The sequence below is a fragment of the Epilithonimonas sp. genome (assembly GCF_032054305.1).
Taxonomy (GTDB): Bacteria; Bacteroidota; Bacteroidia; order Flavobacteriales; family Weeksellaceae; genus Epilithonimonas.
The window spans coordinates 157,614-171,379 of the sequence record NZ_DAMBSX010000001.1 but is presented as its reverse complement, the minus strand read 5'-3'; the positions used below and the strand labels follow the sequence as shown (position 1 = coordinate 171,379).

Annotated in this window: 14 protein-coding genes and 1 pseudogene; 11 read left to right on the top strand and 4 right to left on the bottom strand. The window is 36.2% G+C overall.

The window, feature by feature from the left end; all coding sequences use genetic code 11:
- The first annotated feature begins 261 nt into the window (after positions 1-261).
- A complete protein-coding gene (gene argH, locus RTX21_RS00845; protein ID WP_312764714.1) occupies positions 262-1,566 on the top strand; it encodes an argininosuccinate lyase in 1,305 nt (434 codons plus the stop codon).
- 149 nt (positions 1,567-1,715) lie between these two features.
- Here the strand turns inward: argH and RTX21_RS00840 are convergent, their stop codons facing one another.
- Positions 1,716-2,177, bottom strand: a complete 462-nt coding sequence (locus RTX21_RS00840; RefSeq protein WP_170144200.1) for an Lrp/AsnC family transcriptional regulator — start codon at positions 2,175-2,177, stop codon at positions 1,716-1,718.
- A gap of 253 nt (positions 2,178-2,430) precedes the next feature.
- On the opposite strand from RTX21_RS00840, the gene RTX21_RS00835 reads away from it, so the two are divergent.
- From RTX21_RS00835 to carB, 3 genes are all read left to right on the top strand, one after another.
- Positions 2,431-3,333, top strand: a complete 903-nt coding sequence (locus RTX21_RS00835) for an aspartate carbamoyltransferase catalytic subunit (RefSeq protein WP_312764711.1) — start codon at positions 2,431-2,433, stop codon at positions 3,331-3,333.
- A 131-nt stretch (positions 3,334-3,464) separates the two neighbouring features.
- Positions 3,465-4,538 carry a carbamoyl phosphate synthase small subunit gene (locus RTX21_RS00830; protein WP_312764710.1) on the top strand — a complete coding sequence of 358 codons (1,074 nt, stop codon included), beginning with the start codon at positions 3,465-3,467 and terminating at the stop codon, positions 4,536-4,538.
- Between the two features lie 130 nt (positions 4,539-4,668).
- The gene (gene carB, locus RTX21_RS00825) at positions 4,669-7,848 is read left to right on the top strand and encodes a carbamoyl-phosphate synthase large subunit (RefSeq protein ID WP_312764709.1); all 3,180 of its coding nucleotides are present in this window, start codon (positions 4,669-4,671) and stop codon (positions 7,846-7,848) included.
- 51 nt (positions 7,849-7,899) lie between these two features.
- Here carB and RTX21_RS18000 read toward each other — a convergent pair.
- Positions 7,900-8,124 (bottom strand): annotated as a pseudogene (locus RTX21_RS18000) (type II toxin-antitoxin system RelE/ParE family toxin); the annotation flags it as partial.
- 58 nt (positions 8,125-8,182) lie between these two features.
- Complete coding sequence (locus RTX21_RS00820; protein ID WP_312764708.1) at positions 8,183-8,428, bottom strand: hypothetical protein; 246 nt, start codon at positions 8,426-8,428, stop codon at positions 8,183-8,185.
- A gap of 84 nt (positions 8,429-8,512) precedes the next feature.
- On the opposite strand from RTX21_RS00820, the gene RTX21_RS00815 reads away from it, so the two are divergent.
- The 5 genes from RTX21_RS00815 (at position 8,513) to RTX21_RS00795 (ending at position 11,685) form a co-directional block, all read left to right on the top strand.
- Entirely contained in the window at positions 8,513-8,815 is a 303-nt protein-coding gene (locus RTX21_RS00815) for a hypothetical protein (RefSeq protein WP_312764706.1), read from the top strand.
- Between the two features lie 150 nt (positions 8,816-8,965).
- Entirely contained in the window at positions 8,966-9,742 is a 777-nt protein-coding gene (locus RTX21_RS00810) for an SDR family NAD(P)-dependent oxidoreductase (protein WP_312764704.1), read from the top strand.
- Positions 9,743-9,747: 5 nt separating this feature from the next.
- Positions 9,748-10,194 carry a DUF2147 domain-containing protein gene (locus RTX21_RS00805; RefSeq protein WP_312764702.1) on the top strand — a complete coding sequence of 149 codons (447 nt, stop codon included), beginning with the start codon at positions 9,748-9,750 and terminating at the stop codon, positions 10,192-10,194.
- 218 nt (positions 10,195-10,412) lie between these two features.
- Positions 10,413-10,766: a hypothetical protein gene (locus tag RTX21_RS00800; protein WP_312764700.1), complete on the top strand. Its 354-nt coding sequence runs from the start codon at positions 10,413-10,415 to the stop codon at positions 10,764-10,766.
- Positions 10,767-10,770: 4 nt separating this feature from the next.
- Positions 10,771-11,685, top strand: coding sequence for a helix-turn-helix transcriptional regulator (locus RTX21_RS00795; RefSeq protein ID WP_312764698.1), 915 nt, complete (start codon positions 10,771-10,773; stop codon positions 11,683-11,685).
- 1 nt (position 11,686) lies between these two features.
- On the opposite strand, the gene RTX21_RS00790 is transcribed toward RTX21_RS00795, so the two are convergent.
- Positions 11,687-12,556 carry a hypothetical protein gene (locus RTX21_RS00790; RefSeq protein ID WP_312764695.1) on the bottom strand — a complete coding sequence of 290 codons (870 nt, stop codon included), beginning with the start codon at positions 12,554-12,556 and terminating at the stop codon, positions 11,687-11,689.
- A gap of 56 nt (positions 12,557-12,612) precedes the next feature.
- On the opposite strand from RTX21_RS00790, the gene RTX21_RS00785 reads away from it, so the two are divergent.
- Together RTX21_RS00785 and RTX21_RS00780 are read left to right on the top strand one after the other, a co-directional pair.
- The gene (locus tag RTX21_RS00785) at positions 12,613-13,128 is read left to right on the top strand and encodes a Crp/Fnr family transcriptional regulator (protein ID WP_312764693.1); all 516 of its coding nucleotides are present in this window, start codon (positions 12,613-12,615) and stop codon (positions 13,126-13,128) included.
- Between the two features lie 55 nt (positions 13,129-13,183).
- A complete protein-coding gene (locus RTX21_RS00780) occupies positions 13,184-13,732 on the top strand; it encodes a DinB family protein (protein ID WP_312764691.1) in 549 nt (182 codons plus the stop codon).
- Positions 13,733-13,766: the final 34 nt, after the last annotated feature.

Below are 13,766 nucleotides of genomic sequence, written 5' to 3'. Positions count from 1 at the left end.
TCACGATTTCAGTTTAAATAGAACTTAAAGGTTGGCAAAAAAGGATTTCCGCTCAAGTCGGGCTGCGGATTCAGCATAAAAACAAAAGAGGGTTATAATCACGAAGTTTGTCATTCCGTAGGAATCTAAACAAAACTGTAATGACAGAAGAAATTTAAAATTAAACCTTTGATGAGCGTAAGCGCCTTTGCGAACCTTAAAATATTTTCAATAAAACTAAAAAAAAATCTTTGCGCTCTTTGCGTTCAAAATATTAAAAAAATGAAAAAAATTTGGCAAAAAGATAATACGAAAACCAATGATTTGGTTAATAAATTCACGGTCGGAAAGGACTTGGATTTTGATGACAGATTAGCAAAATACGATGTGTTGGGCTCAATCGCTCACGCGAAAATGCTGGCAGAAGTTGGTTTGATTCGATTGGATGAAGAACAAGATATCGTTGCGGTTCTGGAAGAAGTTCTTATCGATATCGAAAAAGGAAGCTTCGAAATTGATAAAAATACAGAAGACATTCATTCACAAATCGAAACGATTCTTATCGAGAAACTTGGAGAAACAGGAAAAAAAATCCATACAGCAAGGTCGAGAAATGACCAGGTTTTAACTGATATCAAATTATATCTTTTAGACGAAATTCGAGAAATTACAGAACTGACAGATTCGTTTTTCCAAATTTTGAAAGACAAAGCCAATCAACATAAAAACGTTTTGTTGCCTGGTTACACACATTTGCAGGTAGCAATGCCTTCATCTTTCGGATTGTGGTTTGGTGCTTACGCAGAATCTCTGGTGGATGATTTGGAGTTACTTTTTGCGACCAAGAATATAATCAGTAAAAATCCTTTAGGTTCGGGCGCGGGGTATGGTTCAGCTTTCCCAATTGACAGAGAAAGTACGACTTACAAACTCGGTTTCAGAACGTTGAATTATAATGTGGTTTATGCGCAAATGACGCGTGGGAAATCGGAGAAATTGTTGGCGAATTCTTTGTCGGTTTTGGCTGGAACTTTGAGCAAATTTTCTTATGATGTTTGTCTTTATTTAAGTCAAAATTTTGATTTTATAACCTTTCCAAAAGAATTTACAACGGGAAGTAGCATTATGCCTCACAAGAAAAATCCGGATATTTTCGAATTGGTTAGAGCAAGATGCAACAGAATTCAGGCTTTGCCAAATGAATTGGTTTTGTTGACGAATAACCTGCCGTCGGGCTATCACAGAGATTTGCAATTGACAAAAGAAATCTTATTTCCTGCAATTGATTCTTTGAAAGAATGTCTGGAAATCCTGATTTATACGCTTCCGAACATCGAAGTGAAAGATAATATCTTAGATGACGAAAAATACAAATACATCTTCAGCGTAGAAAAAATCAACGAAGAAGTTAAGAATGGAAAATCATTCAGAGATGCTTATATTCAAATCGGACAAGAGATTGAAAATGACCTTTTCGAATACGATTACAAAGAACTAAATCATTCTCATCAAGGCAGTTTAGGAAATCTTTGCCTTGATGAAATCGAATATCAGTTTAATAAAGTGAGAGATAAATTGTTGGGTTAGATTTATCGCAAAGGCACAAAGCGATTAAACAATTAAACTGTTTTAAAGGCGCAAATTTAACGTCGTCAAATCAAATAAATCGAAGATTTATTCTTTGCGACTTTGAAGATTATGGATAAAACCTTTTGCGTCTTTGCGTTTAAAAAAAATTAATCTAACTTAAACTTAGTCGTCTTTTTAACTTCGGCTAGAACAATAGAACTATGATATTGCCCTATGTGCGGTCCGTTTGAAATCACATTGACCGTGAAAGTATTATAAGAATTGATGTCGTTTGCAAGAATCTTCAACATATAATCATATTCGCCGGAAAGACTGATGATTTCCTGTACTTCATCGTATTTAGAAATATAATCTTCGAATTCTTTCAAGGTTTTTTGAGATTGTTCTTTCAGGCGGATATTACAATAAACAACGATGTTGATGCCGAGTTTTTCTCGGTTCAAAATCGCAACATATTTTTCTACAACACCTTGCTTTTCAAGGTTTTTGATGCGTTCGTACGTGGGTGTGAAAGTGAGTCCGATTTTTTCGGAAATTTCTTTTACAGATAACGTAGAATCCTCTTGTAGAAGCGAAAGTATTAATTTGTCTTTTTTATCCAATCCCATAATGGCAAATCATTCTTTCAAATGTAAAGAAAATTTTTGATTGTAAAAATTTTAGAGCAGAAGTTCATTCATTTAACATAAAAAATTATGAATAAGATTTCATAATATAGAAAATATTGGTATCTTTGCACCCAATGAATCTGGTACAGAATTTAGCGACAACAACAATTGGCAAGTTTGCCGACAACAACAATATTTTTTATATTTAACGAAGTCTTTTAGGCTTCGTTTTTTTTATTTAAAAATTTGAGATATGATTAAGCTTTCCCGCACATCTACAGAGAGTATAGAGAAAATTTTACAAGAAGCGCAACAATTTGCAGATGGAAAAATCAGCAAAATTGATGGCGATGTTTTCGCAGCGAACCTCTTTTTTGAGAATAGCACAAGAACCAAAACGAGTTTTGAGGTCGCTCAGAAAAAACTGGGACTTCAGGTGATTGATTTCGAAGTTGATAAAAGCTCGATTGCTAAAGGCGAAACAATGTTGGATACGATTAAAACTCTGGAAGCAATTGGTGTGGAAGTCGCAGTTATCAGACATTCGGAGAAGCGTTATTATGATGCTTTGCAAGATGCAAAATTGAGTATTGTGAATGCTGGCGACGGCGTAGGGAGTCATCCTTCACAAGCGATTTTGGATGCGCTGACAATCATTCAGGAATTTGGAAAAATTGAAGGTCTTAAAATCGGAATTGTAGGCGATGTGAAACACAGCCGTGTTGCGAATTCAGATGCGGGATTATTCAGAAGATTAGGAGCGAAAGTTTATTTCTCAGGACCAGAATTTTGGTTTGATGAAGGAATGTTGGTGAACGGAACTTATCTACAGTTCGATGATTTGGTAAAAGAAGTGGATGTTTTGATTTTGTTGAGAATTCAGCACGAACGTCACGAGAGAAACTTCAATTTCAAATCTGAAGATTATTTGAAGAAATTCGGGTTGACAAAAGAAAGAGAAGCAAAGATGAAACCGACATCCATCATTATGCATCCGGCGCCAATCAACAGAGGCGTGGAAATTGATTCGGAATTGGTTGAGTGCGAAAGGTCGAGAATTTTCAAACAAATGCAAAACGGCGTTTTTGCAAGAATGGCAATCCTTAAATATGATTTAGAAAACAGAGGATTCAAATTCATCGACTCCAAAAATTAAAATATTTATTCACGCTTTCGGGCGTGTTTTTTTTGAGTAAAAATTGAAATAAAGAAACAAGATAAAAGAAACAAGAGCCAAGAGTACGTCTAAAATCTGAAATCTCGGTTCTTGAATCTAAAAAAGTAAAAATGAAAAAGAAATTAATATTAGAATCCGGCGAAGTTTTTCACGGAACGGGATTCGGAGCAGAGCAGGACACTGCTGGAGAAGTGGTTTTTAACACGGGAATGACGGGTTATCAGGAACTGATTTCTGACCCAAGTTATTGCGGACAAATCGTTTGTATGACTTATCCTTTGATTGGAAATTACGGAATTAATCGTGACGATTACGAAAGCATCGAGCCTGCAATCAAAGGTTTGATTGTGAAAGAATTATGCGATTTGCCTTCCAATTTCAGGAATCAAATCACTTTGGACGAATTGTTCCAAAAGAAAAATCTTTCAGGAATCTCAGGAATCGACACCAGAAGATTGACAAGAATTCTTAGAAACAAAGGGGTTGAAAAAGGAAAAATCGTCAACGCAGATGCAGATGAAAAAGCAGTAATCGAAGAACTAAAAGCGACTCAATTTCCAACAAACCAAGTAGAACAGGTTTCCACAAAAACATCTTATGCAAGTCCGGGAAGAGGTTTCAAAGTAGTTTTGGTGGATTTCGGTTCCAAGTTGGGAATCATTCGTGAATTATCTCAAAGAAACTGTGATATCATTGTAGTTTCTCACGACACAACTGCAGAAGAAATTCTATTAATGGACCCGGACGGAATTATGCTTTCCAACGGTCCTGGCGACCCGGAAGATAATGCGGAAGCTTTAGTAATGATTCAGAAGTTGCTAGGAAAAGTTCCAATTTTTGGGATTTGTTTAGGTCATCAATTGATTGGTTTGGCTTGTGGTGCAAAAACTTATAAACTGAAATTCGGACACAGAGGAGGAAATCATCCCGTTTTGGATTTAGAAAAAAACAAAGTGGCAATCACTTCTCAAAATCACGGTTATGCGATTGACCAGGAATCTTTGAAAAATACAGATTTGGTCGAAACTCATATTGCTCTGAATGACAGAACGAATGAAGGTGTGAAGCATAAAATTCATCCTTGTTTCTCAGTTCAATATCACCCAGAAGCAAGTCCAGGTCCGGAAGATGCAAATTATCTTTTTGATAATTTCATCACTTTGATGGAAGATTTCAAAAAGTAAAATATTACAGAATCCGAAGGATTCAATATCAGTAGCCGTAGGTGAAACCTATGGAATTTTGAATAATCGTAGGTGAAATCCTATGAAATGAAAATTAAATAAAATCGGTTTTCCGACATCTAATAAAAAAATGAAAAGAACAGATATACAAACAATTTTAGTAATCGGCTCAGGTCCAATCATTATTGGTCAGGCTGCGGAATTTGATTACTCGGGAACACAGGCTTGCCTTTCTTTGAAAGAAGAAGGTTACAAAGTGATTTTGATTAATTCCAATCCTGCGACGATAATGACAGATGTGGAGATTGCCGACAAAGTTTATATTGAACCGATTTCTTTGGAATTCGTTTCCAGAATCATCCGCAAAGAACGTCCAGATGCGCTTCTTCCGACTTTGGGAGGACAAACCGGACTGAATATGGCGGTTGAATTACAAAAATCCGGAATCTTAGAAGAATGCAAAGTGGAAGTTTTAGGAACGAAACTTTCAGCCATTAATCAGGCAGAAGACAGGGATCTTTTCCGTGAATTGATGCGAGAATTGAACGAACCAGTTCCAGAATCTGACATCGTAACGACTGTTGAGGGAGCTTTGGACTTTGCTAATAATTTGGGTTATCCTGTAATTGTTCGTCCTGCTTTTACAATGGGAGGAACAGGAGGCGGAATTGCTTCCAACGAAACTGAACTTCGTGAAATTGCAGAACTTGGCCTTAAACATTCACCAGTAACTCAATGTTTGATTGAAAGGTCAATCGCTGGTTTCAAGGAAATCGAATATGAAGTAATGCGAGATTCCAACGACAACGCTATCGTGGTTTGTAATATGGAAAACATCGACCCAGTTGGTGTTCACACTGGAGATTCGATTGTAGTAGCGCCTTCTCAGACACTTTCAGACAGAGAATATCAGTTGTTGAGAAATGCTTCTCTAAAAATCATCAGAGCTTTAGGAATCGAAGGTGGATGTAATGTTCAGCTGGCATTAGACCCGCATTCATTCAATTATTATATCATCGAGGTTAATCCTAGAGTGTCGCGTTCATCGGCTTTAGCGAGTAAAGCAACAGGTTATCCGATTGCAAAAATCGCGGCAAAAATCGCAGTTGGTTTGACATTGGACGAAATCAAAAATCCGGTTACAGGAACTTCTTACGCTTGTTTCGAGCCAGCTTTGGATTATGTAGTGACTAAGTTTCCGAGATTCCCATTTGATAAATTTGAAACGGCTGACAGAAGATTATCAACACAAATGAAAGCCACGGGCGAAGTGATGGCCATCGGAAGAAATTTCGAAGAGTCTTTGCAAAAAGCCATCCGTTCTTTGGAAACAGGAATCCGTCATTTAGGATTAAAGAAAAAGCAAGCGGAAGCTTTAACAGCAGAAGAAATCGAAAGAAGAATCCGGGTTTGTGATGACGAAAGATTGTTCATCATCGGTGATGCTTTAAGAAGAGGTTATGATTGGGAACAGATTGTGGAATGGAGTAAAATTGACAAATTCTTCATTTGGAAAATCAAAAAACTGATTGATTTCGAAACGACAATTAAAGAGAATAAATTCAATAAAGACATTCTTATCGAAGCTAAGAAATTAGGTTTTGCAGATTTGAATATCGCACATCTTTGGGAGACTACTCAAAAAGAAGTTTTCCAGTTCAGAAAAGACAACGGCATAATGCCGGTTTACAAAATGGTGGACACTTGTGCCGCTGAATTTGAATCGGAAACGCCTTATTTCTACGGAACTTACGAAGAAGAGAATGAAAGCATCGTTTCTGACAAAGAAAAAATCATCGTTTTGGGTTCAGGACCAATCAGAATCGGGCAAGGTGTTGAGTTTGATTATGCAACGGTACATTCGGTTTGGGCGATTCAGCAGATGGGTTATGAGGCGATTATCATCAATTCCAATCCAGAAACGGTTTCAACAGACTTCTCGATTTCGGATAAATTATACTTCGAACCTTTGGCAGAAGAAGATGTGATGAACATCATCGAACTTGAAAAACCAAAAGGCGTCGTGGTTCAGTTCGGAGGACAGACAGCGATTAATCTGGCTGATAAATTGGCTGCTCACGGTGTTCAGATTTTGGGAACTTCTCTTGAAGATTTGGACAGAGCTGAAAACAGAGATAAATTCGAGAAGGCACTTCAGGATTTGGGAATTCCGCAACCGCTTGGTAAAACTTCGACTTCAAAAGAAGAAGCGATTGTGATTGCGAATGAGATTGGTTATCCTGTTTTGGTTCGACCAAGTTATGTTTTAGGAGGACGTGCGATGGAAATCGTTTATAATGAGAAAGAACTCGCACATTATATGGAAAATGCGGTGGATGCAAGTCCGGAACATCCAGTTCTGATTGACCGTTATCTGACAGGAAAAGAAGTGGAAGTAGACGCAATTTCTGATGGCGAAACGGTGGTGATTCCGGGAATTATGGAACATATCGAAAGAGCGGGTGTTCACTCCGGAGACTCGATTGCGGTTTATCCACCTCAGACTTTGACGGACACTCAAATCAAAACGCTTGAAGATTACACTATAAGATTAGCAAAAGGGCTGAATGTAATTGGATTAATGAATATCCAGTACGTGATTTCCAACGGAGATGTTTTCGTCATCGAAGTGAATCCACGTTCGTCCAGAACTGTTCCTTTCTTATCGAAAATCACAGATATTCCAATGGCAAATCTGGCAACAAAAGCAATTCTTGGAACACAATTGAAAGATTTAGGTTACAAGTCAGGTTTGGTTCCGAATAAAGAAGGCATCTTCGTAAAAGTTCCGGTTTTCTCTTTCAGTAAATTGACGAAAGTTGATATCTCACTTGGACCGGAAATGAAATCCACCGGCGAAGTAATGGGGAAAGATTCGACCTTCGAAAAGGCTTTGTACAAAGGTTTGATTGGCGCTGGAAGAAAAGTTCCGACTTTCGGAGCAATTCTTTTCACAGTTGCTGATGCGGACAAAGAAGAAGCTTCTGAATTGGCAAAACGTTTCAATAACGCAGGTTTTCGAATCTGGGCAACAGAAGGAACGGCTAAATACTTCGAAGAGAAAGGAATCCAAACGAAAATCGGGTACAAAATCGGAGAAGAAGATGTGAACCTGATTGATTTGATTCAGAAAGGAAAAGTGCAGTATGTGGTGAATACGATGACTAAAGGAAAACAATCCGAAAGAGATGGTTTCCAAATCCGCAGAATGTCCGTAGAAAACGGCGTTCCTTGTCTGACCTCGATGGATACAGTAGAAGCAATTCTGAAAGTGATTGAGAGTATGACGTTTAAAATGGAGGCGATGTAGTTTTTGAACTTAATAGAATAGAAAAGCGAAAGATTTATTCTTTCGCTTTTTTTATGGGTATTTTTCAGGATTTTGAGAAGTGTGGAAGACTCTTGCTATCAAAATAATATTTTCTTTTTTATCAACGGAGAAAAATAATAAGAATGGATATTTTGATAGTGGTTTGGCTCTGAACTCATCAAACCAAATTTTAAAATAAGGATTGTCAGAAATTATTTTTATCGATTTTCTAAAATCCTTAATAAAATTATCTGCAACTTTTTTACTTGCTTTTTCCCGATAATATAAATATGAATTTTATAAGTCTGATTTTGCTTCGTCTGAAATAATGACTTCAAATACCATATTTTTCACTCATTTCATTGAGGAAAATATTGACTTCCGTATGTTCGGAATAAGGTCGTTCTTTTATTTTGGAAAGACTTTCTTTTTGTTCCTCGGAAAGTTCAAAATTAAGATGCTTTTTATTCTCGTCGAATTCAGATAAATAAGCAGAAATCCTTTCAAGAACTTCTTTTGGAACCGTTTTTAATTTGTCTGTAATTTCCTGATATAGAGTTTGATTAGAAATGTCCATCATTCATATTTTTATCAAAGTTAATAAAAATCAATAAGAAGTGTTAGATTAAAATTGTACTTTTAACTTCAAATAAAATTTATGAAAATGAAAGTATCACACATTTTATCTCTAGGAATATTCTCAACATTCCTATTTTCCTGCGCCACAGTTCACGACAGATTGCAAACCGGAACCATCGTTAGAGATTGCACAGGAACTTACCTCAGAGTCGGAGAAAATGAAGATTATTTGGTCTGTAATTCCGATATTCTGGAATCTAAAAAAGCTGGTGAACAAGTGTCGCTGGTTTATGACAACACAGACAAGTGTCCGGAGAGAGACGGGAAAATTATGTGCATGATGTACCACGAGAACAAAGGAATGATAAGAGTTAAAAGCGTCAAATAAGCTTTTAAACAAATAAAAACCTCATCAATCTGATGAGGTTTTTTATTGGAAAATAAATTAGTCACAGATTTTCAGCTACAACAACCCGACTTTTGGCTACATCGTTTTTCTTGCCCTTGCAGAAATTTGCAATAACAAAAAGAAAAACAAATGCAACTAAAAAATAGCACCGTTCTCATTACAGGCGGAACCAGCGGAATCGGACTAGAACTTGTAAGACAATTAACAGAGCAGGGCGCAAACATCATCGTCACCGGACGAAATATCGAAGCATTATACAATGCTAAATCAATATTTCCAAATATTCATACCTTCCAAAGTGATGTTAGTAATCCGAAAGATATCAAAGATTTGTATGATACGGTTACTACGCTTTTCCCGGATTTAAACATAATCATCAACAACGCCGGTTTGATGAGGTTGATTGATTTACAGGACAAAAGTATCGACCTGGAAAATATCAACCTTGAGATTACTACCAATCTTTCCGGAACTATTCAAATGGTTCATCAGTTCCTTCCACATTTGCTCAAAAAGAAATCGGCAGCGATTGTCAATGTTTCTTCGGCTATTGCTTTTATGTCCTATTCTTCTGCCCCGATTTACAGTGCTACAAAAGCTGGAGTCCATGCTTACACACAGGCTTTGCAATTACAATTAGAAAACACCAATGTCAAAGTTTTTGAGATGATTCCTCCCGGAGTCAATACCAATCTGCAAAAGGATTGGGCTGTAAAAGTCAATCCAAAAATGATGATGGAAGTTGATAAAATGGTGAATTTCGCAATTCAAGGATTACTGAAAGACAAAAAAGAACTGAAACCTCCGATTGTTGGTGTTATCAAACTTGCAAGCAGGCTTTTTCCAAATATATTGTTGAAATTCGGGCATCGGGAATTCAAAAGAATCAAAAATCTTCAAAATTAATTAATATGAAAAAATTACTTATTTTATCGATGATGATTCTGATATCATCCTTATCATTTGCTCAAAAACTTTCGGCAGATAAGATCATTGGAAACTGGGAAAGCATTGATGGCGATGTGAAATTGAAATTTGAAATCTTCCCACAGAACGGAAAATATTTCGGAAAACTTCTCTGGGCATCCAATATGTTTGAAGCTGACGGAAAAACTCCCAAAAAAGATCCTAAAAATCTCGATGCGAAATTAAGAAACCGTTCCCGTCAAAATATGGTGAATATTACCAATCTTGCATTTGAAGATGGTGAATATTCCGGTGGAAAGCTCTACAATCCGACAGACGGAAATTCTTACAGCCTGAAGGCAAAACTTACCGACATCAATCATCTTCAGTTCAGAGGATATATGGGCGTTTCTCTTCTTGGAAAAACGATGAAATTCAGAAGAATTCAGTAATATTTAAAATCTAAAAAATGAGCAATAACGAAAAACTGGCGACGCATGGTCTTTATTATCGCAGATGCTGCCTCCATTGGGAATATTTTTGTATTTCAGACACAGAAATTCTTTTCCGCTAAAAGCAAATCGAGCCTTGAAATCTGCTTTGATAGGAATTCCTGTCGGATTGGCAGTCAATTATTTATTTTTTAAATTTATCCTAAAATAAAAATACAATGATAAAAAGTATAATTTCTTTGATATTACTGATTACTTCGGCATTTCTGAATGTGAAACACGGCTGGGAAAGTTTCAACTATAAAAATAATCCAGAGTCTCTCAAGATGATGAACGAGTTGGGAATCAGCGAAACATATATTCCGGTTCTGGGAGTTTCCATTATTTTGATAGCAATTTTGTTGCTCATTCCTAAAACTTTTTTCTTCGGAAATGTTCTCAATGCAATGTCAATCGTTTTAATTATGGCTTTGGCAATGAGAGTCGGGAATTTTAAAATGGTTTTAATGGAAATCCCTTTCCTGATGATTCCTTTGGTAATGATTTGGCTGAAATATCCTTTTAAAAACTGATTTTATGAATTCCAAACCCATCCGTTTTAAAACCATTACAGAAGCGCATCGTACATTTGGTTTACCAAGTCCGGAACATCCGCTGATAAGTGTTTTGAATTATGCCGACTTAAATGTTCCGACAAGCAATGAGGAAATCACTGCAACATTCGATTTCTATTATATCTCGCTGAAAAAAGGATTTACCAACAAGCTTTTTTACGGTCAGCAGACTTATGATTTTGATGAGGGAATGTTGTATTTTGTTGGTCCGAACCAGGTTTTGAGAGGAGCCGGACCGGAACCCGATGACGACCTTTCCGGCTGGGTTTTGCTCATTCACCCCGATTTTCTCTGGGGAACTTCTTTGGCAAAAACAATCAAGAAATATGAGTTTTTTGGTTATTCTGTGAATGAAGCACTGTTTCTTTCAGATAAAGAAAAAAATATTCTTAACGGAATCGTAGCAATCATCCAAAGTGAATATCAGTCGAATATTGATAAATTCAGTCAGGATATTATGATTTCGCATCTTGAAACTTTGCTTAATTATTCTGAAAGATTTTATCAACGACAGTTTCTGACAAGGAAAAAAAGCAGTCACAAAATCCTGGAGCAAATGGAAGAACTGCTGCAAAATTATTTTAATGATGAAGATTTGGTAACGAAAGGTTTACCAAGCGTACAGTTTGTGGCAGATTCGCTTCATATTTCTGTAAAATATCTGGGAAGCCTTCTGAAACAGTTGACTGGTCAAACGACGCAACAACATATCCACGAAAAATTAATAGAAAAAGCCAAAGAAAAACTTTCCACTACAGAATTATCGGTAAGTGAGATTGCCTATGAACTCGGGTTTGAGCATTCGCAAAGTTTCAGCAAATTATTTAAAAGTAAAACTAACCAAAGTCCTATAGAATTTCGGGCGGCCTTCAACTGATTTATTGGATCTTGAAATATGGTTCATTAAAATATTGGCTTGGCTTGATGTAAATACGTTCCGTTTCCGCATCAAAGATCCAATTGAATCTTCTGATCAGATCCGCTCCAAAGTAGCTTGTGGATTGGTTTTTAATTTCACCGCTAAAGAATCCGGCCGACACATTTTTCAAAGTAATATCGTCAATGATTTTTAAAGCAGGCAAAATGCCTTGTTTGGTTATAATGCTTTTTCCTGCAGAATTTTTCAATGTTTTTTCGCCTGTTATTTTCAGTTTATTATTCAGATCATGTGAGTCCGCAATTTGGTTGCTGTAAAGCAAACCTCCGGAATATCCCGATTGCAGAAGGAAATTCGATTCATAGCTTTCGTTATCAATTACATTCTCACAAGCTAAAAAAATCTGACCTTCTTTGTTGGTTATATAAGAAACTTCCCTGTATCCCGTGATATCAGGCAACTTTCCATATATCACCAATTGATTGTTATCATAATCGATCTTGTACGTTTTCCCTTTAAAAATTCCTGTTCCGATTTTTCCATCTGCTTCTCGGCCGGTCAGTTCGTTGTCATAAAATTTTATATCTTTAAATTCCAGTTGTCCGATCTTTACCGAATTATTTTCACTGATTTCATTCTGGAAAACAATACTTTTTGCAGGCTTAGACCTTTCGGGAGAAATGGAAGCGTCTGTCATTGCGATTTGAAACATCAGGTCAAGAGAATCTTTGTCATTAACCACAGTTTTTATAATGATGTTATTATACTTCGTAATTCTGAAAGGAATAATTTCCTGAGCATTTATAGAAATAGTGAAGACAGCGCAGATGATTGCTAGTGTGTTTTTGATGACCATAGTTTTTGCTTTCATAGTTTGTTTCTCAAATTTAATAAAATAGCTTTACTTTGAATAAATAATTTCTGCCGATGTTGGAATTTTTACAAAACGAATTGTTTTGGGAGACCAAAATTTTTAAACGAAATGAATTTCTCAAAACCTCAGGAACTATCGATACGAATGTTTATTTTGTGGAAGAGGGAAGTGTCCGGATTTTTATCGAGGATGAAGATGAGGAGCGGATTATCCGTTTTGGGTATCAGGGAAATATCATCGTTTCTCTGGATTCTTTTTTGTCGGGCAAGCCTTCGGAATTCTGTATTCAGGCCATCAAAGCTTCAACGGTAAAAGTGTCTTCCAAAAAGGATTTTTATGAATTTATCAATTCCAATAATGAGAATCTGAAATTATGGAATTCTATTCTGGAAGATTTGGTTTTGCAACAGATTGAACGTGAGAAAGATTTGCTGTACAGCTCTCCGAAAATCCGATACGAAGGAGTTCTTAAACGAAGTCCGAAATTATTTCAGGAAATTCCTAATAAATACATTGCTAATTATCTCAGGATGTCGCCGGAAACCTTGTCTAGGCTGAAAAAATCTTGACTTCAATCAATGTTTTAATGAATGAAGTTTTAGACTTTTGTGAAAAATTTTGACAATGAAAATTTCAATTAATCAATTACTTGCCGACCTTAAAATCATCACAGAAAATAATATTGAATTTGCTGAATCACTACTTGATCAAAATAATGAAACTCTGAATTTTCGAACATCCGAAAACAGCTGGAGCGTTTTGGAATGTTTGGAACATCTCAATTTTTATGGTAAATTTTATCTTCCTGAAATTGAAGATCGAATCACTAAAAGTAGATTTTCATCAAAAAAAACAGAGTTTAAAACTGGACTTTTGGGAAATTATTTTGCGAATATGATGCTTCCGAAAGCGAAATTCAACAAAATGAAAACGATGAAAACCGCTAATCCTATTCACAAAATTTTAGACAGATCAGTCGTTGAGAAATTCATCAATCAACAACATAAAATGTTTGAACTTCTGGAGAAAGCAAAGACTGTGGATTTGGAAAAGACAAAAACTTCAATAAGTATTTCAAGATTAATTAAGTTGAAATTGGGTGATACTTTCCGGTTTGTGATTTATCATAATCTGAGACACATTAAACAAGCTGAAAACATTTTAATCAGATGATTTGATACTCTCGCGGATTTTACAGATTGTGCTG